The 25,901-nt window shown below is 61.0% G+C and carries 31 protein-coding genes; 17 read left to right on the forward strand and 14 right to left on the reverse strand.

Annotation, left to right across the window (positions count from 1 at the left end):
* Positions 1-6: 6 nt before the first annotated feature.
* The 9 genes from CJD35_RS20875 to CJD35_RS20915 all read right to left on the reverse strand — a co-directional run bounded on the left by CJD35_RS20875 (position 7) and on the right by CJD35_RS20915 (position 6,558).
* Positions 7-1,023 (reverse strand): TrbL/VirB6 family protein, encoded by a 1,017-nt coding sequence (locus CJD35_RS20875; protein ID WP_004213214.1) that lies wholly within the window; start codon positions 1,021-1,023, stop codon positions 7-9.
* Positions 1,024-1,066: 43 nt separating this feature from the next.
* Positions 1,067-1,372 (reverse strand): EexN family lipoprotein, encoded by a 306-nt coding sequence (locus tag CJD35_RS20880; RefSeq protein WP_006949657.1) that lies wholly within the window; start codon positions 1,370-1,372, stop codon positions 1,067-1,069.
* A 2-nt stretch (positions 1,373-1,374) separates the two neighbouring features.
* Positions 1,375-2,010: a type IV secretion system protein gene (locus CJD35_RS20885; RefSeq protein ID WP_244917365.1), complete on the reverse strand. Its 636-nt coding sequence runs from the start codon at positions 2,008-2,010 to the stop codon at positions 1,375-1,377.
* A 91-nt stretch (positions 2,011-2,101) separates the two neighbouring features.
* Positions 2,102-4,486, reverse strand: coding sequence for a VirB4 family type IV secretion/conjugal transfer ATPase (locus tag CJD35_RS20890; protein WP_006949654.1), 2,385 nt, complete (start codon positions 4,484-4,486; stop codon positions 2,102-2,104).
* On the reverse strand, positions 4,473-4,817 hold the full coding sequence (locus CJD35_RS20895) for a VirB3 family type IV secretion system protein (RefSeq protein ID WP_006949650.1): 345 nt from the start codon (positions 4,815-4,817) through the stop codon (positions 4,473-4,475). The genes CJD35_RS20890 and CJD35_RS20895 overlap by 14 nt, the downstream gene beginning before the upstream one ends.
* A gap of 6 nt (positions 4,818-4,823) precedes the next feature.
* Positions 4,824-5,165, reverse strand: a complete 342-nt coding sequence (locus CJD35_RS20900; protein ID WP_004213202.1) for a TrbC/VirB2 family protein — start codon at positions 5,163-5,165, stop codon at positions 4,824-4,826.
* 21 nt (positions 5,166-5,186) lie between these two features.
* Positions 5,187-5,852, reverse strand: coding sequence for a lytic transglycosylase domain-containing protein (locus tag CJD35_RS20905; protein WP_004213200.1), 666 nt, complete (start codon positions 5,850-5,852; stop codon positions 5,187-5,189).
* Positions 5,853-5,866: 14 nt separating this feature from the next.
* Positions 5,867-6,190, reverse strand: coding sequence for a hypothetical protein (locus CJD35_RS22820; protein WP_004213198.1), 324 nt, complete (start codon positions 6,188-6,190; stop codon positions 5,867-5,869).
* Between the two features lie 59 nt (positions 6,191-6,249).
* Positions 6,250-6,558, reverse strand: a complete 309-nt coding sequence (locus tag CJD35_RS20915; protein ID WP_004213195.1) for a hypothetical protein — start codon at positions 6,556-6,558, stop codon at positions 6,250-6,252.
* A 255-nt stretch (positions 6,559-6,813) separates the two neighbouring features.
* Between CJD35_RS20915 and CJD35_RS22565 the strand changes: the two genes are divergently transcribed.
* The 4 genes from CJD35_RS22565 to CJD35_RS20935 all read left to right on the forward strand — a co-directional run bounded on the left by CJD35_RS22565 (position 6,814) and on the right by CJD35_RS20935 (position 9,628).
* Positions 6,814-6,966 carry a hypothetical protein gene (locus CJD35_RS22565; protein WP_006949649.1) on the forward strand — a complete coding sequence of 51 codons (153 nt, stop codon included), beginning with the start codon at positions 6,814-6,816 and terminating at the stop codon, positions 6,964-6,966.
* 302 nt (positions 6,967-7,268) lie between these two features.
* A complete protein-coding gene (locus tag CJD35_RS20925; RefSeq protein ID WP_095687552.1) occupies positions 7,269-8,051 on the forward strand; it encodes a replication initiation protein in 783 nt (260 codons plus the stop codon).
* A gap of 111 nt (positions 8,052-8,162) precedes the next feature.
* Complete coding sequence (locus CJD35_RS20930; RefSeq protein WP_006949647.1) at positions 8,163-9,044, forward strand: DUF7146 domain-containing protein; 882 nt, start codon at positions 8,163-8,165, stop codon at positions 9,042-9,044.
* On the forward strand, positions 9,038-9,628 hold the full coding sequence (locus CJD35_RS20935; RefSeq protein WP_006949646.1) for a thermonuclease family protein: 591 nt from the start codon (positions 9,038-9,040) through the stop codon (positions 9,626-9,628). Before CJD35_RS20930 ends, CJD35_RS20935 begins: the two co-directional genes overlap by 7 nt.
* Before the next feature lie 144 nt (positions 9,629-9,772).
* Here CJD35_RS20935 and CJD35_RS23630 read toward each other — a convergent pair whose 3' ends face one another.
* Together CJD35_RS23630 and CJD35_RS20940 are read right to left on the reverse strand one after the other, a co-directional pair.
* Positions 9,773-9,979, reverse strand: a complete 207-nt coding sequence (locus CJD35_RS23630; RefSeq protein WP_380823271.1) for an HNH endonuclease — start codon at positions 9,977-9,979, stop codon at positions 9,773-9,775.
* A gap of 6 nt (positions 9,980-9,985) precedes the next feature.
* Positions 9,986-12,883 (reverse strand): Tn3 family transposase, encoded by a 2,898-nt coding sequence (locus CJD35_RS20940; RefSeq protein WP_053556454.1) that lies wholly within the window; start codon positions 12,881-12,883, stop codon positions 9,986-9,988.
* A 95-nt stretch (positions 12,884-12,978) separates the two neighbouring features.
* Between CJD35_RS20940 and CJD35_RS20945 the strand changes: the two genes are divergently transcribed.
* Both CJD35_RS20945 and CJD35_RS20950 read left to right on the forward strand, forming a co-directional pair.
* The gene (locus tag CJD35_RS20945; protein WP_053556453.1) at positions 12,979-13,608 is read left to right on the forward strand and encodes a recombinase family protein; all 630 of its coding nucleotides are present in this window, start codon (positions 12,979-12,981) and stop codon (positions 13,606-13,608) included.
* The gene (locus tag CJD35_RS20950) at positions 13,605-14,144 is read left to right on the forward strand and encodes a hypothetical protein (protein ID WP_053556452.1); all 540 of its coding nucleotides are present in this window, start codon (positions 13,605-13,607) and stop codon (positions 14,142-14,144) included. Before CJD35_RS20945 ends, CJD35_RS20950 begins: the two co-directional genes overlap by 4 nt.
* 84 nt (positions 14,145-14,228) lie before the next feature.
* Here the strand turns inward: CJD35_RS20950 and CJD35_RS20955 are convergent, their stop codons facing one another.
* Both CJD35_RS20955 and CJD35_RS20960 read right to left on the reverse strand, forming a co-directional pair.
* Positions 14,229-15,050, reverse strand: a complete 822-nt coding sequence (locus CJD35_RS20955) for an IS5 family transposase (RefSeq protein ID WP_043153120.1) — start codon at positions 15,048-15,050, stop codon at positions 14,229-14,231.
* A gap of 102 nt (positions 15,051-15,152) precedes the next feature.
* A complete protein-coding gene (locus CJD35_RS20960) occupies positions 15,153-16,880 on the reverse strand; it encodes a reverse transcriptase/maturase family protein (protein WP_244917366.1) in 1,728 nt (575 codons plus the stop codon).
* A 649-nt stretch (positions 16,881-17,529) separates the two neighbouring features.
* Between CJD35_RS20960 and CJD35_RS20965 the strand changes: the two genes are divergently transcribed.
* The 10 genes from CJD35_RS20965 to CJD35_RS21015 all read left to right on the forward strand — a co-directional run bounded on the left by CJD35_RS20965 (position 17,530) and on the right by CJD35_RS21015 (position 24,621).
* On the forward strand, positions 17,530-17,850 hold the full coding sequence (locus CJD35_RS20965; protein ID WP_006949645.1) for a hypothetical protein: 321 nt from the start codon (positions 17,530-17,532) through the stop codon (positions 17,848-17,850).
* Positions 17,851-18,474: 624 nt separating this feature from the next.
* Complete coding sequence (locus CJD35_RS20970) at positions 18,475-19,542, forward strand: hypothetical protein (RefSeq protein ID WP_006949920.1); 1,068 nt, start codon at positions 18,475-18,477, stop codon at positions 19,540-19,542.
* A 483-nt stretch (positions 19,543-20,025) separates the two neighbouring features.
* Complete coding sequence (locus CJD35_RS20980; protein ID WP_004213405.1) at positions 20,026-20,898, forward strand: ArdC family protein; 873 nt, start codon at positions 20,026-20,028, stop codon at positions 20,896-20,898.
* Positions 20,899-21,045: 147 nt separating this feature from the next.
* Entirely contained in the window at positions 21,046-21,306 is a 261-nt protein-coding gene (locus CJD35_RS20985) for a hypothetical protein (protein WP_006968047.1), read from the forward strand.
* 3 nt (positions 21,307-21,309) lie between these two features.
* Positions 21,310-22,590, forward strand: a complete 1,281-nt coding sequence (locus CJD35_RS20990) for a Fic/DOC family protein (protein ID WP_006968049.1) — start codon at positions 21,310-21,312, stop codon at positions 22,588-22,590.
* A gap of 327 nt (positions 22,591-22,917) precedes the next feature.
* Positions 22,918-23,307: a DUF3768 domain-containing protein gene (locus tag CJD35_RS20995; protein ID WP_013054018.1), complete on the forward strand. Its 390-nt coding sequence runs from the start codon at positions 22,918-22,920 to the stop codon at positions 23,305-23,307.
* 11 nt (positions 23,308-23,318) lie between these two features.
* Positions 23,319-23,606, forward strand: coding sequence for a hypothetical protein (locus tag CJD35_RS21000; RefSeq protein ID WP_006953883.1), 288 nt, complete (start codon positions 23,319-23,321; stop codon positions 23,604-23,606).
* On the forward strand, positions 23,603-23,869 hold the full coding sequence (locus CJD35_RS21005; RefSeq protein WP_004213311.1) for a hypothetical protein: 267 nt from the start codon (positions 23,603-23,605) through the stop codon (positions 23,867-23,869). Before CJD35_RS21000 ends, CJD35_RS21005 begins: the two co-directional genes overlap by 4 nt.
* A 21-nt stretch (positions 23,870-23,890) precedes the next feature.
* Complete coding sequence (locus CJD35_RS21010; protein WP_020819821.1) at positions 23,891-24,091, forward strand: hypothetical protein; 201 nt, start codon at positions 23,891-23,893, stop codon at positions 24,089-24,091.
* A complete protein-coding gene (locus CJD35_RS21015; protein ID WP_007016089.1) occupies positions 24,088-24,621 on the forward strand; it encodes a hypothetical protein in 534 nt (177 codons plus the stop codon). Before CJD35_RS21010 ends, CJD35_RS21015 begins: the two co-directional genes overlap by 4 nt.
* 42 nt (positions 24,622-24,663) lie before the next feature.
* On the opposite strand, the gene CJD35_RS21020 is transcribed toward CJD35_RS21015, so the two are convergent.
* Positions 24,664-24,954, reverse strand: a complete 291-nt coding sequence (locus CJD35_RS21020; protein WP_006953889.1) for a hypothetical protein — start codon at positions 24,952-24,954, stop codon at positions 24,664-24,666.
* Between the two features lie 465 nt (positions 24,955-25,419).
* Between CJD35_RS21020 and CJD35_RS21025 the strand changes: the two genes are divergently transcribed.
* A complete protein-coding gene (locus CJD35_RS21025) occupies positions 25,420-25,656 on the forward strand; it encodes a hypothetical protein (protein WP_006953891.1) in 237 nt (78 codons plus the stop codon).
* The last annotated feature ends 245 nt before the right edge of the window (positions 25,657-25,901 follow it).

The raw sequence follows: 25,901 nt of genomic DNA on the forward strand, positions 1-25,901 counted from the left end.
GTTCCCTCAAGCTCTGGTGATTGTGTTTCGGTTGCGCCAACGGCGAACCGCCGACGAGAAGCCCCGCCCCATGCTGGCCCCCATGGCGCGGGCATCGCTGGCCGCGTGCCCTGCGCCCGTTGCAACTGCCCCGCCACCCTTCGTCACCGCGTTGCCGAACTGCGTCACCATTGCAGCCGCGCCGCCGCCAAGTGAGGCAGCTATTCCGGGGATTTGGATGAAGAAAAAGCAGGCGAGAATGTAGAACGCGATGATCCGGATACAGGTGCTCCAGATGTTGTCAAAATCGCCATCGAATGTTGCTGTTGCCGATTCAGCGACATTGGCCACAACGAGCACAAGAAGCATCGCAAATAGCGACAACATCAGAAAGTTGAGGACGCTGCCGAGCCATGAGAAGAAGTAGCTTCTGGTGGAATCAAACAGCAGCGCTGCTACGAAGATCGGCCCGACCACCGCCAGACAGGCGAGCGCAAACAGCGCATAGAGCACGATCACAAAGCCGACAGCCAGTGCGAACAGAGCCGCGATCGCTGTCAAAAGAATGATGATAGTGGCACCGATACACAGCATAATTGCGGCCGCAGCGCCGGGAATATCAGTCAGTGAGGCGTGTTCCTCTGCGTATTTCTCGGTCGCATCCTGCATCGCGAGCAGTGCATCATCGACCCGCGCCCACATCCCATCGAAAGACCCACCAACGCCGTCCGGTGAGCCGCCTACGATCGAGGCAAACTCATGCGGCAGGCCGGTCACGATCATCTGTGCGAGCGATGCTCCATAGAGGTTTGTCACAGCATAATAGAGCGCGGCCAGCATAAGCGAGCGATAGACATATTCGCGGAAGGGGTATTGCACGGCCCCGCGCATAATCGCGTAGCCTAGCAGGATTATGTAAATGATCATGCCAGTGCGGAGCGGTCCAGCGATCCACCCAACAAACCCAGCATAGTTGGACACAACTACCGAATTGAGTTCGTTGGTGAAGCCCTGATAGGCATTCGTAAATAGATCGTATTCCACCAGACCGCTCCGATTAGATATAATTCAAGCTGTTATTACAGCCTTACATTCCAGCTGCCTTCCGTGCTCGCGCACGCTGCTCATCACGTTTCCGCGACCTTTCAATGGAGGCGATTTTGTTCTTTATGCCTCCGCAATTGCGAGCCACTGGCATGGGGAGGTCCGACTGTTTGAGTTCGCTGTTCACGATCTTGTCGCACTCAGCGACGATCACCGGAATCTGATCTTCATGAGTTTTGAGCCAATCAACGTCATGATAGGTCATTAAAATCTCGGGAAATGTGGGCGCGCGTTCGCAGCCGGCGAGCAAGCCGGCTGCGCTGATCGCAAGAAGGACCATTTTCTTCATGGTCAAATTCCAGCTGCCGCCCGCGCTCGCGCACGCTGCTCATCGCGTTTGCGCGACCTGTCCGCAAAAGCTTCGGCCGTGTGCGCCGCGGCCTCCGCTCTGCGCGCTCGCTCCAACGCTTCGACGCGGAGCTGGTCGTTCATCATCGACGCGCTTTCGAGCTGGATGCGCGCTTGAAGGTCAGCAACTTCCTTGGCTGTTGATGCGGTCGCAAGTCGATTGCGCAGCTCTTCCAGACCCTCACCGCGCGATGTGGCCGCTTCGCCCATGCCTTCGGCCATGGCCTTGTCCATCGCGATCGAGCGAGCTGTCTGATAGCGAACGTCAGTCTGATCGCCATTCGCGGATACGCCGAGACGTTCGAGCATGTCCTGATAGATCGCATCAGATCGCCCGCCGTAGCTGCCGCCGCCGCCAAAATCGCCGCGCGCCATGCGTTCGAGCGAGTTCACATCAACGCCCAGGGTGCGAAGTGAATCTGTCTTAAGCTGGTTGGCGATCGAGGAAACATCGGTCAGCTGGTTCAACCCTTGGTAGAGCTGCTGCGCTTCCGCAATCTGCTGGCGACCTTGCTCGATCATCTGCATGGTCTTCTGGATTTGTTCGATATGCTTGAGCACCGACGTGCTATCGAACACAGGGATACCCTGCGCACTGGCTGGCGTCGCGGCCGCAAGGCTCCCGATCGACACAGCCGCCAAGATAAGCTGCTTCATAGTCTCACTCCTTTCAGCTTGGGCGCCGGCGCCGGTGAAATTCCGGCAACCAGAGCTTCGGATCATTGCCCAGTTCGGCAATCACTTCGCGGGCCACGCCCGTTGTTTCAGCGCGGCCCGACAGCACGGCCAGTTCATCGTCCATGCCAATGAGATCCAGGCCGACCACAACGGAGTCATGGCCCTGCTTCACGAGGAATTTGCGGCTTTCCGGCGACAGCTCTTCGCGCACCAGCTTAAATTCCGCCTCCGAGAGCGAGAAGCCTTCGATGTAATCCCGGCGCTGGCCGAACGGATTGGGCAGGAAGATTTTCGTCGCGACCTGCTCCAAGATCGAATGGCTGATCGTGGACCGCAGCGCGTCCGCAGGCGACTGTGTTGCAAAGACGAGGAACGCATTGCGCTTGCGGTATGTCTTGAGGCCATCCTGCGCGAATGCCGTGAACGCCGGATCGGCCAGCGCCTTCCAAAATTCGTCAATCGCAATAACCATGCGCTCGCCTGTCAGGAGCGCGTCTATCCGCTCGAACAGGTAGAGCATGACCGGCGTGCGGATTTCCGCGTTTTCGAGGAAGTCGGTCATATCGAAGCCCACGAAACGGGCTTCGAGAGACATGGAATCTTCCTCATTATCGAAAACCCAGCCAAGGTTCCCCTCGGAGGTCCACTTGACTAGGCGCGCGCCGACGCCGCCCGAGTCCGACATGCCGAGCATGGTCCGCAGCGCCGACAGCGAGCGTTGCTCGCGTGGCAGCTTCATCACGGCTTCGATGCCATCGTCGATCAGGTGCGATTCCTGCACCGTGATCGGCGCCCCCTCTTGCTTCACCAGCTGGCGGATGAAGCGACCGAGGAACGCGCGATGGGAAGCCGTATTGTCGAGCGCCTTGAGCGGAGCGAAGCCCGTAGGTTCCCCGTTGCGCAGCGCGAGATAGGTGCCGCCGCTGGCTCGGACAAAAATTTCCGCGCCTTGATCCTTGTCGATGAAGATATGGCGCGCGTTGAACTTTTCGAGCTGCGCCATCAGGAAGTTGACCAGCACCGTCTTACCGCCGCCCGATGGACCAATGACCATCGAATGGCCCAGGTCTGCCGAATGGAAATTGAAGTAATAGGGGCTGCGAGCGCTTGTCTTGAGCAAGGCGACCGCAGGCCCCCAATGATTGCCGTCCTCGTGCCCTGCAGGGAACGTATGGAAGGGCGAGAACGCCGAGAAATTATATGACGTGATCGGCGCGGGGCGCGCCCTCCACGCGAAGTTGCCGACCAGCTGCGACCAATAGGCAGCTTCCAGCGCCGCGCTTTCGCGGGCGGCGACCATGCCCGTATCGGCCAGCGCCGCGCGCGCGATCGACATGTTATCGCGCAGCTTCTTCAAATCTTCCGCGAACACCGTCAGCGTGAAATGATGGTCCCCCAGCACAAAGCGGTTCGATTGCAAATCGTCGGCCGCGTCGATCAGCTCATCCATCTGGCTGATCGCCTTGTCACCGGCGTTCGCCATTTGGGTCTGGCGAAGCCGAAACCGTTCTGTTGCCGCTGTGCGCGACAGGAACGTGAACGACTGCGTTATGGCGAGGCTGAAATCGACCGAAAGCAGCGATTCAAACTGGCGCGGCGTTGTCGATGACGGATACTCGCGAATGCCGAAAATGCCGCCGAACATCGAATGATCGGCGTCGCGGACCTCAAATGTCTCAGCGCCGATGATGGCGCGGCTCGCATAGAGCGCCGAGCCGAGACGGCCACGGACCAGAGGACAGCGCCGATAGCGCCCGGTCATCACCTGGTTCAATATTTCCAGCGGTTCGGAGAACAGGAGACCCCGGTGCTCATAGATGCCGACACGGCGCGGACGAACGCGCAGCAGTAGCTTTTCCAGATCGCGCACCTTGTCTTCCAGCAGCTCTAGAGCTTCCGCGATATTGGCGTTCTTGTCCTCCTGCTTCTTGCGCAGGAAATCCATCAGCTTGTCGGTCGCGTTTGCTGTTGGGCGGATCACGACCGTCATGAAGAAGCGGTTGCGGAACATGCGTTCGGCCGTCATCCGCTCATAGTATTTTTGATCGAGCTTCGCGGCGAAATGCGAGCGGAACGTGCCGCCTGGATAGTCGCGCACGCGCATCCGCAACATGTGCGTCCAGATCGAAAGCCGCTCGTCATGGATATTGCGCCAGACCCCGTTGAGGCGCGTGTGCCAATCATTCAGATCGCGCACGTCCGAAGTCTCAAAGGGCCGTCCATCCAGTTCGAGCATGAGCATCAGATCGCCGTTATCGAGGGCGACCACATGCTCATTGACATGCCGCGAATACGGCAAGAATTTCTCGGGCATTTCCTCCCGTTTGGCCTTGTCAAAAGGCACCTTCTCCGCGAGCGCGCTCTTACCGAACACCACGACCAAATCCCTTTCGCTTGATTCCGTAGAGCGGCAGCGGCGTGTAGCTCGATCCACCCCAAAAGACGCGGTTCCGGTTCGCCGCTTTGGTCCGGCCCCACAGGAAGATCAGCCGGAATGCGTTCACGTCATGCCGAACGATAAGCCGCGCCATCGCATAAAGCGCGACGGCGGCCGCGCCGCCGTAGAGAGGATTGCCCGAACCAACTAACGTGATTGCGCCCGCCATGATGATGAGCGCGCCCGCTTCAATGGGAACACCCGCCCACAAAGCGGGGCGGGTGACGGCCAAGAACAGCGGGTCTTTTGTCATTTCTTCCTGACCGTCCATCCCCGATCACCCCGTAATCGTGTCGACGATCCAAGGCGCGGAGAACACGATCACCACGCCAACTACGACCGTGACGAGCATCTGCACCGACGCGCGGCCGAGGAACCACAGAAGGCCAACGACGATGATCGCGATGATCGCAAGCGTGCGGAGCAAACCGTTGCTCAGCAGGCCGAGAATGTTGTCGGCCAGGCCTTCAAAGTTTGCCTGCGCAAAAGCCGGCTCCGCTACGAGCAGGCTTGCCAGCAGCGACAGGGGCAGCGCGCGCGCCATGAGCGGCGAGGGCTTGAGACGCGCGAGCAGCGCATCGAGCCGGGATTCAGCCTTGATCTTCCAGATACGAAACATTCGATAACTCCTATCTTCGCCTTACGAACCAATCCGCGCGTGTTGGGCGCGGCCGAAAACATCCCACGCAGGCGGTGCAGGCGGTGGAGCCGCCTCCATGTTCTCCGCTGCGATTTCCGCCAGCTCCACCGGCACACGACCGGCGCCAGTGTCGCTCATGGCGGCGCTGGCGGGCTGATCGCCCACGATGACAGTCGGGATTGCGGTCGCAGGCCGACCGCTGACGCGGCGACCTGCGTTCTCCACGCGGGCGACATAGCCGTTGCGGAAACCTCTCGATTGAGAGCCTGTGTTATACATGCTGAGTGCGACCCGAAGGGCCTCTTGCGGGGTGCGCCCCGTCTTGGCCGAACGGAAATTGGACAGGAGCACCCGGCCTGCCGCTTCGATATTGGAGCACTGCTTGAAAACAGTGTCCCACGTTAGGCCGAGCCATCCCATGTTGCGTGAATTGATTTGGCCGAGGCCGAGATCCACGCTGTAGCCGCGAGCCACATAGGAGCGCGCGGTTGCGATGGCCTCAGCCTCATTACGCGGACGGCGAGGCTGACTGGCCACGCCGTTGACGTTGATCGCAAAAACATAGTTCGAAGATTCCGCATCCACGATCGCGGCGATCGTATGCGGCGCTACCGCTGGGGCGCATTGCGCCGCCAGCGAAAGAACGGCCCCGGTTTCGAGGAACACGTTCCCGCTCCCGGTCAGTTGCGCGGCTGATAGTAGGTCTGTTGCCGCCCGTCAGTCCAAGTGACCGTCAAGCGACCAGGCCTCCCATCATCCGGCTTCTTGTATTTGGTCTTGGCGATGCCCCCGCCCGTGCATGTCGGGAAGCTGCCGCCGAGAGCCAGCACGCGCCACAGTTTCGTTATCGGTGGAACACAGGCTGGATATTGCGTCGGACCACCCGGGTTGGAGATGCACAGCACAACCTCACATGCCCAAGTATTATCCGACGCTACAGCGGGGGTCGATTGCACCGCAGCCCCCACCAAGGCGGTCGCGAGCGCGAAATTAAAAGCTTTCATCGCTTTCTCCCTCGTCATCGAGATTTATGCACATATCACGATGAGGGGGAAAGGGAAGCCTAAAACGCCAATTTGTTGCTGCATTGTTTGTCGGGAACCAATCGGATATGGTCATCCTCATATCCGTAATCGAGCACGACATGCCGCACAGCGCTTGACAGTCGCTTGTAGGTTTTAAGCGTTGGTTGCTCGAATAGGCAGACATTCAGCCACTTATCGCCACGCCACGATACTTTGACATTGATGATCCATTCACTCGACGGCAGTTGCGCAATTTCGACCGCTTGGATCATTCCCCCAGCAGGGCGGCGGGTGGTTAGTTCGCGCTCAAGGATCGGATCATACTGCCAATCGTCGCTATGCGGCATCGTGATTTATTCCCTTTTACCGATTAGGATATGTCTATCCTCGCTTTGACGGCGAGGGCAACCCGGCTTGTCGTCTCTTGCCGCGCAACCACATTACAGCCATTAAGCGTGTCAACACGCTTATTCCGGCACCACACCAACCTCTTGTGTTCTAGACCTATGGCGCGCCCGAAAAGACAGGAAGACCCTCTTCTCCCGGTTCCTTTGCCCCGGCGTCGGCCGAGCCGCGCCAACACGCGAAATCTCGCAGCATCGGTGAAACCCGAGCTGGCGGCCGAGATCAAGAACCTCGCTGAGCGCGAACAAACGTCCGTTGCTGCCCTGGTCGAAGAGGCGACGATCAATCTCTTGAAGGCACGCGGGATCGAATATCCCGACTATCTGCGCCACTACCGCAAATTGGCGTGACGAGCGCGTTATAAGCGTGCGCGCACGCTTATTCTTGCCAACCCCTTAAACTTGAGCCAGTTATGACGCGCTGATTCCGCCTTGGAGTCGGCGATTCATCTGTTGCGTGCGGGGTGGCTCCCCGAGGCGACAGGACAACAAAAAACCCTCGCTTGGCTGAGCGAGGGCTGTTTGTGCCACCGAAGTGAGCGCTTCTAACTTGGCTCTCTTTATCGGTGGTGCTGCGGCGAAAGTCAATCTCGAAAGCGTGCTTTCGGGAGCGATGGTGCTTGGCCTCGCGGGACCGACGAAGGGAGGTCCGCATGACCACTTCCATAGGCGCCGTGCTGCGTAGCACCGGCCTCGCCACGATCGACCGCGCCTTGCTTGCGCGTGCCGAAAAACCGCGCGTCAAAGTCTGGGCCGGCAGCATCGCCGTAGGCCACGAAAAGCGGGCCAAGGCTTACACACCGATCCGCAATGCTCGCCAGATGCGCGAGATGATCGAAGCCGCAAAGCTCTACGAGCGGCAAACGCTCGCGCAGCGGCGGACAACCACACCGCGCATTCGCAACGGAGCTATCGGACAGGCCGGCATCCAGATCATCGAGTTCCTGGCCCGCGTCATCGACTATAGCACTGGCGCGCTGTTCCCCAGTCTTCACACGATCATGGATGGAACCGGCCTCAGCAAGAATTGCGTCGTTCAGGCGCTTTCGCGTCTCAAAGACGCGCGAATTATCGACTGGTTCAGGCGCTACGAGCCGGTTCCCGACCACGCAGCGCAAGGCGCTGGCCCGCGCATCAAGCAGGCCACGAACGCCTATCGCTTCCTCTTCCCCGCCTTCCTCTCGAAAATCTTCGCTGCTCGCCGCCGTCGCGGCGTCGCGGCCGATCCAGCCCCCGCTTGCGAACAATATCGCCAGATCGAGGCGGCGCGCGACATGGAGCGCATGAGGGATCAGCTGCCCCTATGGGAGCTAACCCGCGAAGAGCGGGACAAGCGCGAGCTGGCGGACATTCTCGCCAGCCTGGGCCAAGCGATTGAGGCGAAAGAACGTGAGTCATCCGCAAGTGAAGATAACCGGCGGAGATATTTATATTGAATGGCCCTAGTCGGGCCATGCGCGATATTGGCATGTATCCCGACCGTTTGCCCGCCATCGTGAAATGTGTATAAATCCCAATGTCGGGATACCGTTGACGAAAGAAGTTCGATGCAGATGGACGTCGAAGCACGCGCACGTCAGATCGTAGCGGATATGGGCGGCCACTGGCGCGGCTCATATGGCATGGTTTGCTGTCCAGCCCACAACGACCGCAATCCGTCGCTCCAAGTCACCCCCGGCAAGAAGGCCGTCCTATTCAAATGTTGGGCCGGTTGCAGTCAGGAAGCCGTCTGGTCCGCGCTCAACAGCCGCAAAATCAATCGCCACACGAGCGGTGAAACGGTCGATCGCGCGCCCGAACCCTCGCGCCGGAAGCTCGCCCTCCAACTATGGGATTCCGCCGCGCCGATCGCAGGCACCGCGGCTGAACGCTATCTGCGTTCGCGCGCAATCGACCCGACCGGCCTCAAGCTCCGCTTCGCTCCGCGCTGCATCGTTGGTCCGCCCGACGCCCGCGAAGAGCATCCTGCCCTTCTCGTGCCGTTCGAGGCCGACGAAGGCATAATCGCCGTGCAGCGGATCTTGCTCGATCCAGCAACCGGCGAGAAACGCTACCATGCGGCGCTGCGCGAGGCGAAATTGACGCTCGGCCTGGTCCGACACGCCGCCATGCGGATCGGCGGCCAGCCAACCGGCGATGTTCTGCGCCTCGCGGAAGGCTTCGAGGAAGCCGTTTCCGTCACCCAGCTTAGTGACGGGAAATTCAAGGTGTGGGGCGCTGGCGGCATTCGCCGCTATGGCCTGATCGCGATCCCCGAACGCATCCGCAAAATCGTCATCTACTCGCAACACGGCCAGGAAGCCGCACAGGCCATAGAGGACGCGCGCGACCACCTCACTGCCAACGACCGCGAACTGAAAATCATCCTCCCGCCAGCCCCGGCGCCGATGGACTGGAACGACATTCTTCAGGAGAGAGCCAGGTGCTGATCCGAGGTTTCAAAAAATGGCCGCGAAATCAGCAAATCGCGTTGCCCATTCTCTCTGTTTTCGCGTTCGGCGCGCTGTTCAATCAGATGCAGGCGAGGAATAGCGAGCCGGTTTCAATCCATGTCGAGAACCCGCGCATTATCGACGGCGATACGCTCGAAACGCTCGATAAAAAGCGGGTGCGGTTGTCGGGAATTGATGCGCCGGATGAGGACGGCAAGGGCAATGTGCCCAAGATCGCAGCGCAGCTCTATTTGGAAGAGCTGGTGAAGCAAAATGGCGGCATGGATTGCACGAGCGATTTTCAGGACGAAAAGTTGACGATCGAGCCGATATGCAACACGCGGCGGACGAGCTGGGGCGGGTCTAACCTGTCGTGCCGGTTTCGGTCGAATGGGGCATCTGTTTCGGCAACGATGGTACGCCATGGATATGCCGTTGATTACAGGCAACATTCAGGGCTGGCCTATGCCCGTTTCATGAAAGACGCTGCCGATGAGCGACGAGGCCTTTGGGGTGTCGATTACGAGGCGATGAGGAATCTGGCGATCGAGAGGGGCCAGCTGCCGAACAAGTGCAAATGATCGGAGCCGGGAACCTGCCCTATTCCACCACACGGCTGCGCCGCGCGGCTCCACGGAGCCAGCAAAGCCGTCTCCGTAGGGTAGACGCGAGACGCCTCTTTCGAGGACGCCCCAGCGCCTCCCCCCGAACCGTGCTTGCACCTTTCAATGCACACGGCTCTCCATTCCGCTGGGCATCCGGCCGCCATGATGGGCAACGTGACACTTTCGGCACAGGACGATTGTCCTGCGCCGTCGTGCCGATTGCACCCAAGGCGTCAGTTGGTCGCGCCGCTTGTCCTTCAAGCGATTGGGATGATGCATCTCGAACGGACCATCGGTATCGGGGTCAGTTCTGGCTGAGGGCGGAATGACACCCTAAGCGGCGGAGTCCTTGGGCCAAAGGTACTCACCAGTGAGAAGGATGTGGGCCCACCCGAGCGGCGAGATATGGGCGAGAAGATGGTCGGGGGTATCGAGCCCTTCGCGGCGGCGAGCTTCGACGGCATGGCCGAGATGCAGGGTGTTCCAGTAGACGATGATGGCGGTCAGTAGGTTGAGGCCAGCGATCCGGTAATGCTGACCCTCCGTCGTGCGGTCGCGGATTTCGCCCTGACGGCCAATGCGCAGGGCATTTTTCAACGCATGATGTGCCTCACCTTTGTTGAGGCCCACCTGTGCACGGCGCTGCATACCGGCGTCGAGAATCCATTCGACGATGAATAGCGTCCGCTCGATCCGGCCCACCTCGCGCAGCGCGGCTGCAAGATCGTTCTGGCGCGGATAGGCGGCGAGCTTGCGCAAGATGCTGCTCGGCGCGACCTGCCCCGCGCTCATGGTGGCGGCGCAGCGGAACAGGTCGGGCCAGTTGGAAACGATCAGCGCCTCACGAACCTTGCCGCCCACCAGCGGGCGCAGCTCGCTCGGCGTGGTGGCAGGGTCGAATACGTACAGTCGTTTGGATGGGAGGTCGCGGATGCGCAGCACAAGGCGGTAGCCGAGCATGGCGCTGATCCCGAACAGATGATCGGTGAACCCGCCAGTGTCGGCGTATTGCTCTTCGATCCGTCGCCCTGCCTCATTCATCGTCAGCCCGTCGAGCAGGTAAGGTGCTTCGCTGACTGTGGCTGGAATAGTCCGCGATGCAAACGGCGCGAAGCGGTCGTTGACGTGAGTATAGGCCTTGATTCCGGGATCGTTGCCGTAGCGGGCGTTGATCGTGTTCATCGCCTCGCCCTGCCGTGCTGCGGGGAAGAACTGGCCATCGGCCGATGCGGCTCTACCCATACCCCACACCTGGGCCATCGGCAGCGCCCCTTGCGCCGCGACCACGTTGGCCAGCGCCTGGTCGATCGCCTCGCTTTCGACGTGCCAGCGCGCGAGACGGGAGAGTTGCCAATAGTCGTGGGTGTTGGAAGCCTCTGCCATCTTACGCAGGCCCAAATTCAGGCCCTCGGCGAGCAGGACGTTGAGCAGACCAATTCGGTCGCCGCACGGCACGCCGGTGCGCAGATGCGTGAAGGCATCGGTGAAACCCAGCGCGGTATCGACTTCGAGCAGCAGATCGGTGATGCGGACGGGCGGCAGGCGGCGATACAGATCGAGCATCAGATCCTCGATCCCATCCGGCGCGTCGGCGGTGAGGCGATCAATGCGCAGCGTGCCGTCTTCGATGCTGCCTTTCGGAATTGTACCGCTGCGCGCGGCGCGACCGAGCCGGGCAAGGCCATCGGCGAGACGCACCTTGCGGTCAGCCAGCCAGACATGCGGGTCGGACGGGACCGCTAGCTTCGCGGCATGCGCGACCGCCATCGGCACGAGGACGTGGCGCAGGTCACCATACCGATGCGAGCGGTCGAACCAGATGTCGCCCGAGCGCAGCGCGTCGCGCAGGTGGAACATGACCGCGACTTCCCGGAGGCGGGCATCATCATCGCCCTTCGCCCGCAACTGTCGCCGCCATTTGGAATGCGGGCGCAAGAAATCGTCGGCCGCCGGAACTGCGCCCCTGGTAGCGATGGCGGTAGCCGCGTCCAGCAAAGGCCGTGCAACCGCCGCAGCTTTGAGGTCGAGGCATCGCAGCATGCGCGGGGCATACCGACGGAAGCGGTGATACCCCTGATCAACATAGGCCAGCGGATCGTCGCCCAAGGTGTCCGTCAACGTCTTGGCCGTAGCGACGAGACTGGTGAGCCGTTCCCATCCCGCCCCGCGCGCGACCGCATCTTCCAGCGACGCGCCGTCGCCATGCGCTTCGAGCAATGATTGACCGAGTGCAGTGAAGCCGTTCAAAGTCGCAGTGGTAGCGCCTCTGGTTTCTACGACCCGCGCGTCATGCAGTTGCTTCGCGTCGCGCCAGGTGCGGCCAACGATCCGGTCATGTGTTTCGATCACCGCATCCGCCGTCGCAGTGGCCCATTCAATGACGCAAACCGCCATGATAGCGCGGCGCCGATCGGCGCCGAGATCGCGCAGGCCATCGGCGAAGTAGCGCTCGCCCTGCCGGCGTAGCCGGGCGACGCGATGCGGTGGAACACCGGCAAGTAAACCATCATTGAGGTTCATCGCGCGCAGGAACTCGAGCCGGTCGAGCAGCCGGTTCGCCGCGGCGGAGTTGTTGCCCGGCTCAATCCGGCGCAGCCAGATGAAGCGGCTGATCGCCCCCGGCAGCATCTCGGTAGTCAGTCGGTCGAGCCCATCACAGGCGACGGGATCGAGACGGGCTGCGATCCGCTTCTCGATCTGGCGTTCGGCGGCGACGAGCGCGTCCGCGCACAACCGCTCGATTGTCGTGATCGCTGGCAGGATGGTCATGGTTTCACGGCAGCGGGCAATGAAGCGCCGGGCAAGGTCGTCGTTTGAGCGTGCCTGCTCGGCTTCGGCGAGAAGCCAATCCCGGAACGCCCTGGCATGCGGTCCCTGTCCGGGGAACATCCTGTATCCGTAGATGCGGCGCAGCGCCTCCATGTGCTGGTGCCGGGTTTGGCGTCGAACGGCATAGGACGCGAGCGTGTCGCCAGCGATGCCAAGCTGGGCACCTAGAAAGGCGGACACGGCGTGGGGGATCAGTTCGCCGGGAGCAAGCGTCCGACCTGGATATCGCAGCGCACACAACTGCAGGGCGAACCCGATGCGGTTCTCCGGTCGGCGCCGCCGGTCGATATGGATCAGGTCATCGGCTGCCAGAATATAATGCCGCAGCAGCGCCGCTTCGTCAGTCGGCAGGTCGAGTAGGGCCGAACGCTGTCGGGCGCTGAGGATATGGCGTCTCGGCATGCACGGCTTGTCCCTATTGAACAGAAGTCTGTTTTGGACAACACTGACCCCACGCAGATCAAGGCTTTTCGAGGCCTAATTCCAGAAGGGTTCAATTGGGACAGCGCGCCGCCATCTACGCCAGGGTCTCGACAGCCGACCAGTCGTGCGAGCGGCAGCTTCGCGACCTCGCCGGTTTTGCCGAGCGTGGCGGCTATGAGGTGGTCGAGGTCTTTCGAGAAACCGCCTCGGGGATGAAGGCCAACCGATCGGCACGTGCCGAAGTGATGAAGCTGGCCCAGGCGCGCCACATTGATGCGATCCTTGTCACCGAACTCAGTCGTTGGGGGCGCTCGACGCAGGACCTGCTCGATACGCTCAACCGGCTGTCGGGCTGGCGCGTGTCGGTGGTCGCGATGAGCGGCATGACCTTCGAGGTCGATACGCCGCACGGTCGTATGATGGCGACGATGCTCGCAGGCATTGCGCAGTTCGAGCGCGACATGCTCAGCGAGCGGGTTCGCTCCGGCCTCGCCGCGGCACGGGCGCGGGGTCGGAAACTCGGGCGGCAGACCGGCGTCCGCCCGAAGTCGGATCGGCTTGCCCCCAAGGTGCTAGCCCTTGTTGCCGAGGGGCGCAGCTATCGCTGGATAGCCCGGGACCTCGGCCTCAGCAAGAATACTGTCGCCGCAATCGTCGGACGCTCCAGGGCGGACATGGATCACAAGGTCGAGGTGGCGGCATGAGCGTCGCGCCGGATGTCGGACGAAAGCACAGGATGAAGACCGCCGCGCTTGGATGCATTACGTACCTGGCGATTGCAGGCTTCGTCTTCGGTAGCTTGCTGAAGCCAGTATTCCTCGCGACGATCTGGTCAGATAGACTGGGCGCGCCTCACTGGCTCTGGATCGTATCCGCTTGCTTCGCGGTCGGAGCGACCAGCTTTTTGATACCGGCTCGGTTTTCGATCGTTCGAGGCCCCATTTTTGTAGCGGTGGCGCTGGCGGGCTCTCTACTCTCAGTCGGAGCTTATGCGGATAATCTGAGATTGAAGGCGTTGAACGAGTTCGGTGCTGACCGGCAAACCCAACACTCGTTTTTAGAATCGGTCCGGCATGCCCCGGAAGAATTTCAGTTCTTCCTGCATACCGCCGTCATGAAGCACTGCGTGCCATATGCATGGAGCTATCGAACGATGAACTTCTATCGCATACCTTTGAGGGCAGCGGTCAACGTCATGCCTGCAAGGTGGCTGACGGAATGTTCTATCCATCGAGAGTGACGCAGTTTGTGATCAATGGCAGCCGCGGCGACGGCAAGGACAGCTATTCCCTTAGAGCCTGATTCATAATTATCCGATGAAATTTCATAGTCTTGCGATGCGACGCGCGAATAGCTGGATGGAAGCTATGAACAGCCACGCAGTTGCCGATGCGATGGTCTGTTCAAAGTCCTTGGCGAGCCGACGGTTGCGGTTCAGCCAAGCCAGTGTTCGCTCGACGACCCAGCGGCGCGGAAGAACCACGAAGCCTTTTGCAACATCGGATCGCTTGACGATCTCGACAGTCCATTTGCCGGTACGCCGGAGGGCTTCCCTGAGCTTGTCGCCAGCATAGCCGCCATCGGCAAAGACATGGCGCAGCCATGGAAAGCGGTGGATGATTTCACGCAGGACCAGCGGCGCGCCGTCGCGGTCCTGAATGTCGGCGGTATGGATCACCGCATGAACCAAATGGCCCTCGGTGTCGGTGAGGATGTGGCGCTTGCGCCCCTTGATTTTTTTGCCCGCGTCAAAGCCGCGAGGGCCGCCACTTTCCGTTGTTTTCACGCTCTGACTATCGATCACGCCAGCACTGGGCGAAGCCTCGCGGCCTGTCGCTTCACGCGCCATCAACAGCAGGGTATGATTGAGCGAGAGCCACAGTTTGTTATCGCGCCACAGGTAAAACCAGCGCCGAACCGTCGAGACCGGCGGAAAGCAGGGCGGCAGCATTCGCCACGGCAGCCCCCCACGCAGCAGATACAGGATCGCCTCGACGATCCGTCGCAGCGGCCATTTGCGCGGACGGCCTACGTGGGAGGGTGGCGGCAAGAAAGGTTCGAGCACCGACCATTCGGCATCGGTCAAATCGCTTGGCAAAGTCAGTCCCGCGCGGGCATATTGCGCCCGAGTGGTATCGGTCCACATCGTTGATCTCCGGAAGTTTGTTGCAAAACCCCTGAATCAACGACTGCGGCAAGCGTCAAGCTAACCCGCTGATACCACTCAACTTAATTTCGGATCGGGCTCTTAGGGTGTCATTTCGCCCTCAGCCGGAACCGACCCCGTATCGCCACATGCCTCGCATTGCTCGGCACTAAGACGCGTGACCAGATCGTTCGGACTCTGCGCAAGGCGAGAGCCTACCGTGATGGTGTCGACGATGGGGTTATCCCACGTCTTCACGATCAGATGCTTCAGTTTCCACACCTTATGAACGCGCGGCTCGCCCCGGACCACGGTCGTAATCCCGTGGTCCGACCCCATCTTCAGATATTCCTCGGCCTGCCGCCTCGTCGAGCGTCGCCGGCATGCCACAGTCGCGAAGAGGCTCCTGAGCATGACCAGTTCCAACTTGTCGAGTGACGCTTTCACGCCATCGGCGATCGCGTAGTAGTTCGCGAAGCCTCGGAACTCCGAGTTGTAGGCTACGATGATCTCCGGCACACTGGATTCCATGAGCTGCGGGCGCACCCGACCATTCCTCATGTCGAGGTTGCCGAGCTTTTTGCGCCTGCAGAACGCATAGACCCGATCCCGTGGCACCCACAGCTTGATATTCCCTCGCGTCGGCCGACGAAGAACGCTACGCGTTCCACCGCCGGTCTTTTGCCGCCCCGCCATTGTTCCGGCGGAGCGCAACGTGAAGGCGCATACATGGAAGCCAAGGAACGGCGATCCCTTCGATGCATCGCGAACCCCGGTTTTCTCCGGTGACACCGCCAGATTGAGCCGATCAGCGAGAAAGCGCTGTATATCGGCCATGATCCGGACAGCGTCCGCCTTGCTGCCGATCACGCCAACGAGGAAGTCGTCAGCATAGCGACAATACCGCAGGCGGCGGAAGTTGGGGTCCATGTCATCGACGGAAGAGAGTTTCCGCCGATCCTGTTTGACAGCTTCGATTAGCGCCAATCGGACGCGAACCTCGCCATCGCCCGCACCATCGGCACGGACTGCATCGATCTCCTTGCGGAGAGCGGCGATTTGCTGAGAGCAGGCAACATACGCGGGGTTCGCCCGCCGTCTGTCGCCTTTGTCGAAGCCCCGCCGCATCGACTCCATGAACTCGTCAAGTTCATGGAGATAGATATTGGCGAGCAGGGGCGAGATAACCCCGCCCTGTGGGGTGCCGCTATAAGTCCGTTCGAACTTCCAGTCGTCCATGCACCCGGCTTTAAGCATTGTCCCGATCAGATCGATGAACACTGGATCATCGATCCGCCGGGCCAAGAGGCCGAGCAGGATGTCATGGTCGATGTTGTCGAAGAACCCGCGGACATCCACCTCGATCAGCCATTTTACGCCCGTCCAGGTTTTACGGATCTCTTCGAGAGCCGTGTGACAGGAGTGACCCGCGCGGAACCCATGGCTGTGTTTCGAGAACACAGGTTCATAGATCGCCGCGAGGACCATCCTCGCCGCCTCCTGAACGATGCGATCATCCGCCGTTGGGATACCCAATGGGCGCATCTTACCATTGCCCTTGGGGATATAGACCCGTCGCACTGGACGAGGGCGGTAACGGCCTTCCGCCACGCTTTGAACCAGACGGTCGAGCCTCGCCAGCGTCATGCCGTCGAAGGTCTGTCCGTCCACTCCCGGCGTCATCGCACCCCGATTCCGGGATACTCTGTCATAGGCCCGCTCATATAAGCAGCGGGACCGCATGAGGCGGTTGAGACCATTGATCCGCTTGCCCGCCCGCGACAGGGCCGGAAGCTTCTCGATCCGTCTCAGGATAGTAGCGGTCTGCATCAGCAGTCCCTTTCCATTGATCCATCGAGTTACAGAACTGCCGTCCTTCGCCCGGACGCAGCGGATTTCGACAAGGATCGCTCCCGCTTATACCGCTACCCCGTCCGCCTCGCGGCGGCTGTCCCGGCCATTACACCGGGCGTTTGACTACTATGACGGCTCCGTCGCCATGCAGGTCCGGCGAGCCGTCCTGTTTAGGCGATCCCGCAGTTGCGCGAGTGAGGAGTCGCGATGCGGTTAGGTGCCCCGTTCGTTTCCTTAGTCCCCTGACAGGGGCCACGCCGAACGGATTGGCAGCGATTCACTGGGACGTGCTCCTCGCTCCGCTCGAGACGATGTGTCAGCCGCGTTCACCGTCACCTACCTAGTGGTCGTTGGAAACTGGGATTCAGACAATCCAGTCTTCACCATGCGCATCTTGCCTGCTGGTCAGCTGTCAGGCTGCGGCGCCCAACTTCGATCCCTACCCCGACATGCTATGGTCCCGTCCCCCTTTCGGGGTCTCAGCCGATTCATCACCGGCCCCGGTAAGTCGGTCAGGCATGAGCTATGCCAATAAGCTCAGTTCATTCGAACACTCCTTTCTTCTTCGCGCCACAACGGCGCACGCCCATTCGGGTGACGGTCAGGGCTATAAGGGAAGATCAGCATGAATGATGCGACGCGAACGACGATGCAGGCCGCGCCCAGGCACAGTGCATCGCCGCGCATCGAGGCAATCGCGGCATGGCTGATCGCCGCGCTCATTCTCGCAGGCGGCGGGATCGTCGCACGCCTGATTGTCGATTATCCGCAGTTCCTGCCGAACAGCTATATCGGCTTCCTGATCTACCGGGCCGGTCCCGCCGCCACCTTGCTATGGGCCTGCGCCGGCGCGACCATCACCGTCAGTGCAGCGCCGAGGCGTCCCGTTCTCCTGATCGCTCTGGTTGGCTCGATCGCCGCGTGCTTCGCGCTCTCCGGGCTTTGATCTCTAACCCCATGCCTTGCGTTGATAATTCCGGCATTAACCCTGGAACACCACCATCCATTATCCAATCAGGCTCACAGCGTTTTCATGAGCAGGTCCCCTCACGATTATCATAGACGCTTGCGGGCGGTTGATGAGCGCGCCGCAGCTCTCCGCGCTGAATCAGAACGCTGGCAAGCCTTCTGGAATGAAGCTGGCGGAGATCAGATCGATCCTCCCATTGTCGCAAAGCCCCCACGCCGCCGCTGGTTCTCCTTCTTAAAGCGACCGCAATAGTTTGAGCGGCCCAGGGCCGCGCTCCGTCAGTGGTGGCAGCTGCCACCGGGGGAACACCAAGGGCACCCGCCCTTTCGTTCCCGAAGCATAATCGACAGGACCGGGTTGCCCGACAAGTTCGGCCAGTTCCGGCGCGCTCGCGCGCGCCGGGGCCTCCCTAGTCGCGCCGCCCGCACCACTCCCATCGATTTTGCTCCCCCTCCCCATCCCGCGCTTCGCCAGCGGGTCAGAGCCGCAGGCCGCAGGCAGCGGCTTCGCCTAGGCGAGGAAGCCTATTGCGCCGCAGGCGGCACCTTCACCACCGATCTTTTCGGAGAACGTCGCTATTGCGATGATGCGGGCCTTGTCATGGACCTTGTGCAAGATCGGCTCGACGCCATCGCCAAGGCGGCGCGCGAAGATGGCTGGCGCGATGCAGAAGGGCAGCTCTACCGGCCTGATTCCTACTGGATGCGCGGCCATCTGGAACCCGCTGGCGAGCGCGATCCGACCGAGGAAGAAACCGCGCAGCTGGTCGAGATCGAGGCGGCAATCGCCAAGCGGGAAAGCGAGGTGGACGAGGACGATCACGACTATGACGACGAGTTGCGCGCCCTGACCCGCAAACAGGACGCTATCGTATCGGCTTGCCGCGTTTTCACCGCCGAGCAGAAGGCCGAGCACTCGCTTATCGTCTTCATCGGCCATGACGGTATCGAACAGGTCGCGTTCACCCGCACCGCCAAGGGCACCGCCGCCGATGGCCCCAAGCCTCCTCGCCCCGACTACTCGCAGAAAGTCATGGATCAGCTGGGCGGCATCCGCACGATGGCGGTTCGGGAAGCCCTTGCCAGCGACCCGGAGCTGGCGCTGGACGTGCTCTTAACGGGCCTCTTGGGGCAGGTTCGCGGCAACGCTTATTCGTGGCAACAAGCCGCCGAAATCACCGCCGAGAAGAACCGCTTCCATGTTGACGATGCGGTCATGGGCCATTCCACGATTGCCGACATTGACGAGATCGCAAGGGCCGATCTTGACCGCTTGGCCGAAACACCCACGCTGGACGACATGCGCCAGATGGACAGCGAAGCGAAATTGCGGCTGCTGGCCTACTGCGTTGCCTCGCAGATCACGAGCCTTTCGTTCCACAGCGACCGCGACCGCCAGCTGGCGCAGATCGTCGGAGCCGCGCAGATCAACATGGCCGACAAGTGGGAACCTAATCAGGTATTCTATGACCAGCTTAGCAAGGCCACGCTCTTGAAGCTGCTGGCCGAAGGTTGCGGCAACGACGCTGTAGAGAATTGCCAGACCATGAAGCGCTCTGACCTTGCCGTGACGGTCAACGAGCGCCTTGCGGGGCGGCGCATCCTGCCCCCCGCCCTTCGACCCTCTGCCTTGCCCGATGCCGCCGATAGCGAAAGCCAAGCGGCATGACGGCACGGGGAGCGCGCTTCACTCCCGCGCTCCCCGCAAACTTGGGGGCGGTGGCAGCTGCCACCGCCCGGCCTTTGCGATTAGCGAATGCGCCTGTTGAGGAAGAAAATCCCGATGGGTGCGACGAACAGCACAAAATCATGCAAGCCGCCGCCAAAATGAGCGGCCAGGGCCGCGCGCTTCGTAGTCTGTCAGCTGCCACATAGGATCGAGCGGCCCAGGGCCGCGCTCCGTCAGTGGTGGCAGCTGCCACCGGGGGAACACCAAGGGCACCCGCCCTTTCGTTCCCGAAGCATAATCGACAGGACCGGGTTGCCCGACAAGTTCGGCCAGTTCCGGCGCGCTCGCGCGCGCCGGGGCCTCCCTAGTCGCGCCGCCCGCACCACTCCCATCGATTTTGCTCCCCCCTCCCCATCCCGCGCTTCGCCAGCGGGTCAGAGCCGCAGGCCGCAGGCAGCGGCTTCGCCTAAAGGAGTGAGGAAAATGGCTAAGGAAACGAACCGGATCGACATTTATCAGGCCGTCACCGACGACATTCTTGCGATGCTCGAAGCGGGCACCAAGCCTTGGGTGAAGCCGTGGAGCGGTGGGCCGACCATTCCGCTCCGGCACAATGGGGTCGCCTATCGTGGGATCAACGTCCTCAGCCTTTGGGCCAGCGCCATGCGTCAGGGCTTCGCCTCCCCCTATTGGCTGACCTTCAAACAGGCATTGGAGCTTGGCGGCAATGTCCGGAAGGGCAGCAAGGGGACCACCGTTGTCTATGCTAACAAGCTTGTCGTGAAGGACTCCGAGACGGACGACGAGCGCGCCATTCCGTTTCTGAAACGATACACGGTTTTCAATGCCGATCAGGTCGAGGGACTGGACGGCAAATATCCCGCGCCCGCCCCGATCATTACCAATCCCGAAACCCGCGACGTTGAGCTTGAAGTGATGTTCTCTCGCATCGACGCAACCGTTCGCATCGGCGGATCGCAAGCCTATTACCACACCCGCGACGACTATATCCAAATGCCTGCTTTTGAAGCGTTCCATTCCGCCGACGACTACTATGCCACGCTTGCGCACGAGGCCGTGCATCATGCAGGGCATGAAAGCCGCCTCAACCGGAAAACCCTGATTTCAACGAGCCGCGCCGACTATGCGAGGGACGAGCTCGTAGCCGAGCTGGGCGCATCCTTCATCGGCGCGATTGTCGGTTTCAAGGTCGAGGAACGCGAAGACCATGCCGCGTATATCGAGCACTGGTTGACCGCGCTCCGCAACGACAAGCGCGCGATTTTCGAGGCTGCCCGTGAGGCTCAGAACGCCGCCGACTACCTGTTGGCGATGATGACCGACCAAGCGGATTGAATGACCCGCCCTGCTAAATGCACGAGACGCCGCGCAAGCGCGGCGTCCCATTTCAGGAAAGTGAAATATGGGGGCTACTCAATGTGGTTTATATACAAATCCCGACATGTTAACTATGGGCGGGAGCAGGTCGTTTTTAGGTGCAAAATGGAAAATATCATCGACACCTACAGGAATCGCATCAAGGCGATGGGGTATGAGCCGCGTCGGCAGGAAGAGATTCCTGACGTGATGGCAGCTTATTGCGAAGCAATCGCAAATTGCAAGATTGAAGGACTTGAATTGGTTTCGGATGACCACTCTTTTTGTTTGCTGTTGGTCGAAACCCAAATTCCCGTCGATGTGGCGATTGGTCTGGCGCAGGACTACAACCGTGATGTTCTGTCCCGCCAGAAACTCGCTGCATGACAGGTGAGCGACCCTTACACCTGGCGTAACAGCGACGTTCTTCGGAACAAGCTGGGAATCCGCGACGATAATATCCTCAAGGAGCGAGAAGCTTTCTTCTCGGTTGTCCGACATGGCGAGCTGGTTGTGCAGCGCGCCGCGCCGGCGACGAACGCGCGCGAGTATCGCGAACTGCACAATCATCTGTTTCAGGACGTATATGATTGGGCGGGGCGCTTTCGGACTGTGGACATAAGCAAACCCGGCAGCACTTTTGCCCGAGCGCACTTCATTGCCCGCAGCATGGAGCACGAATTTAAGCAGCTGCCCGACCTCCAAACCCTCAAGTCGATGGATCGTGATCGCTTTGCGGATACCATGGGGCGGCATATTTCCGAATTAAATGCCGTTCATCCGTTCCGTGAGGGCAATGGTCGCACCATGCGGCTGCACTTGCAGCTACATTCCCTTGCGGCCGAGAAATTCGTCTCGATCCAGGCAATGGGGCCGAAGGACTGGATGGAGGCGAGCCGCGACAGCTTCCATACTGGAAATCACGCCTCCCTCGCCAAAGTCATCCGTGATGCCATGCCCCTCGAACAGAACCGCGTCGAGCCAGCGCGTGGGCCAGCGGGCATCGCGTTTCCACCCTCGATGGAATCTCTCATGCCAGTTGGCGAACGACGCGCAATGAGTATCGAGCAGGCCAAGGATCAAATCAGCCGTTACCTACCTACTGCGCAAACCGTTGCGTCGCGGCAGCATGAGCAGCTTAATCGGATCGCGGAAACGTCCGCTGACATGCGCCAGCTGGCCGCGCGTTCAGCGCAGGAGCTTGCCTTTTTCCGCGATCCCAAAGGGCCGATGCACCACCTTCAGCTGATTGAGCAACGCCGCTATCATCAGATCGAAGTCAATTGGTCCGAGGGTATGGACCCGCTGCAAAGAGTCCGCGCCATCAGCGCGGGCGCCGCAGATTTCCTTTCGAAAATGACCGACCGCGACATTCAGGCCGCCGATCGCGCGCTACGTCTGCAAGTCATGCCTCCCGGCGTCAGTCAGGTTGATCTACGCCTTGCCGCGCAATTCGAGAAAAACTCGCCTGAGCAGAACCGCGCCGATGCCAGGTTCGCGCAATTCCAGCTCGCCATTGATAAGCGCGTCGCGACAGCTACCGAGCGCGGCGCATCGAAGGAACAGCTGGCGCAGATCGTCGAAAGCGCAAAGGCCCATGTCGCCGCAACATTGCGCGAAGGCAAATCACCGACGCCGACCGCCGAGAAATCAAAGGACCGCGAGCGCTGAAAATGAGCGGCCAGGGCCGCGCGCTTCGTAGTCTGTCAGCTGCCACATAGGATCGAGCGGCCCAGGGCCGCGCTCCGTCAGTGGTGGCAGCTGCCACCGGGGGAACACCAAGGGCACCCGCCCTTTCGTTCCCGAAGCATAATCGACAGGACCGGGTTGCCCGACAAGTTCGGCCAGTTCCGGCGCGCTCGCGCGCGCCGGGGCCTCCCTAGTCGCGCCGCCCGCACCACTCCCATCGATTTTGCTCCCCCCTCCCCATCCCGCGCTTCGCCAGCGGGTCAGAGCCGCAGGCCGCAGGCAGCGGCTTCGCCTAAAGGAGTGAGGAAAATGGAAGCGACAACTGACCAGATCGCCACCGTTGCGGCGCTGAACGACATTGCGCGGCGAACGATGGGCGTGACTTGTCGCACCGTGATTACGCAAGGCATCGCGGCGCTGGACGAGAATACGCAGTCCGACATTCTCAAGATGATCGAGGGCTTTGAGGATTTCACACCCGACAACGATCCTCACGGCGAGCATGACGCCGGTTTCCTTTATCGCGATGTGATCGGCCAATGGCATACCCGCTGGACTGACGACAGCACGCGCCCAGCCCTCTCGGTCATGTGGAAGTTCGACTATTACGACCGCGATCTTGAATTTGGCAGCGCCGAACCATGGAATCCCGATGCCACAACCCGCGTGCTCACCATTCTCCTAACCAGCGAATATTGAGGGAGGCCACCATGACCAAATCGCCCCCCGTGATCGAGCTTAGCTGGCGTGATGAGAATTACGGTTCCGTCTGCGCTGTCGCCGCCTTCCGCAACTATGCGGGCACACTGGATTGGAGCGACCGCACCCACCAGCGGTTTCGCGGATGCCTGAAACGCGCAGGCTTCGCCTTCCACGATGGCCGGTGCAGCTACATCGCCACCAGCGGCACCCGCGAGGATCGGCAGCGCGCCCTTTGTGACGAGCTGGCCCGCGCAGGCTTCCAGATCGACAGCGGCGACGTGAGGGCAGAGGCATGAACCGCGAACGCCGCAAGCAGATCGCCGCCGCCCGCGTGCTGATCGACAAGGGCAAGGCCCTGTTGGATGAGGCGCGCGACATGCTCGAAACCGTCAAGGATGACGAGCAGGCCGCCCGCGAAAATCTGCCACCCAGTCTTGAGGACAGCGAACGCGCGCAGGCGATGGACGCCGCAGTTTCCGAACTGGAAAGCGCGATTTCAGCCCTTGAAGACTTCGACGCCGACGAGATCGGCACGCAACTCGACACCGCCAGCGAATAGGAAGGATTGACCATGCAACCCATGCGCCACCTAGATCGAGACACGCGCCGCGCCCGCCTTCTGGCGGCGCGCACGCGCCCCGTCGGCGGCATCAACCGGCGCGGCATCTTCACCGGCCATTGGGACGGTGGCGATGTTGTGCGCCAGTTTCGCGGCGATAACGGATCGTGGATCGGCCTTGCCGCCTACAAGGCGAAGGAAGAGCCGGAGCCGCAGCCATGAAAATCAGCAACACGGCGAGCGCCGTTCGCGTCACCCTCTCCCCCACCGAGATCAGCGATTTGCAATTTGTGATCGAGGCGGCCGAGCGCGCGGGGCATTATATGCCCGCGCGCGTCCTCAACATCATGGCGGCGCTGACGCGCAGCGCCGACGATGTTCGGATGAAACAGGCCATGAAGCGGGCGGAAAAAGATCGCGTGACGCGGATCGAGCAGGACCGACGCGCGCGCGAACGCCAATTCATGCTAGGCGACCGATACAGCGTCATGGCGAGCCGCGCCGACTACGCCGATGCGTCTTCTGATCCGGACGCGCGCCAATGGGTTGACCTGGTGTTTCATGAAATCATGCAGAGGCCGCTTCCCGATCAATACGAACTCCGGCGCGACGTGTGGCGTGTCCACGTTGTCCAACTGGACGGCGGCACGCTCGGCGCTGTTGTAGGCGGCGATTGCACTCAAACCGCCGACCCCGCCGAAATTACTTCCGTAGCGGAACAGCTGATCGCCCGCTTCGAGGCCAGAGCTTGACGCGCGTGGAGCGGTGGCAGCTGCCACCGCTTTCAGAGAGATCTAGAATCTGGCGATGAGAGGCAGCAGCGCCGCCGCTTGGCTTCCCAGGACCGGCACCCAATAATTCGCGGCGCGGTAATCAGGGCCGTGATCGACCGCCATCACCCCAAAGACATATCCGATCATTGGCAGCGTCCACAGCAGACGCCCGCCCAGGTCCACGCCCATCAGCACCAGCGCAACGCCAAGCACAGCCCAAAGCGGAATCAGTCGTTCCATGATTTCGCGATGACGGATTATTCGCCATGCACTTTCCCGGTCATCGGCGCTAACCTGCGATACGAGGCCCATAGCTTCCCCTTTTCATCAACGGTCGCCGGCGATCATCCAACGGCTTCACGAAAATGTGAAGCGCGTTTCGCGCGCATTCTCGCCAATCCGTTGTATAGCCCCCATCGAGCGAGGGCGAGGGACTGTGACAGCGGCCCTTCGCAAATCCTCTCGCTCAAAGGAGGTGATGTGATTTGACAGCATATGAAGCAGCTCAATTGACGATCGCAGCCGTCGCGCTCGTGATCGCAATTGTGAAGCTGGGGAAGTCCGATAAGGGCTGATCTAGCGGGGCGGGTGGTCTGACAGGGCCGCCCGCCCTAAATGTTTGAACCCGCCGTGTGACAGCACGGCGGGTTCAGGTAGGTGCGTGAAATGAATCAGCACACGAAGCATTGCCTATATAGCCCTTTTCCCTTGCCAATCCAATAACCGACGCGCGCGCGAGGTGTTCCCCGTCTGTTCCCTTTGGCGCATAAGCGCCCAATGGCCGCGAACTACAACCGCCCCAAGCCCATTGATCCTATCTGGTATCGGCAAGGCTGCTATCTGCGCATCTATTGCGCTTGCGGTCGCCGCGTTGTCGCCCCGCTGGGCGACTTCGCCCGCTCGCGCCGCATTTCTTTCGATACCCGCATTTACGAGCTGATCGCGCGGCTTCGGTGCAGCCAGTGCCGCCGCAAGCCTTATGCGGACGTGTCGCGCAACCGCTCGGGCAATTAAAATGACGGAGGATCCGATTGCTCGGATGCTTCCGGCGCTATCCGTTGGGCATGTCGCCGGCGACATGCCGCAGCGTCCTCTAGGTCACCGCTATGCTATGACCTGGCGGGCGCTTTTCCCTAGATTGAGGCGGCAATGCCGCCGCGTCCGCTGTTCGACTTTGGGGCCTGTTCCTGCCCCCTGCCGCAAGGGCTGGACCGTCTCGGCCGCTGTGCGGCCTCGCTTGGCGATCAGGCGGGTTTCCC

It is taken from the genome of Sphingobium xenophagum, from assembly GCF_002288285.1.
In the GTDB taxonomy this organism is placed as follows: domain Bacteria; phylum Pseudomonadota; class Alphaproteobacteria; order Sphingomonadales; family Sphingomonadaceae; genus Sphingobium; species Sphingobium xenophagum.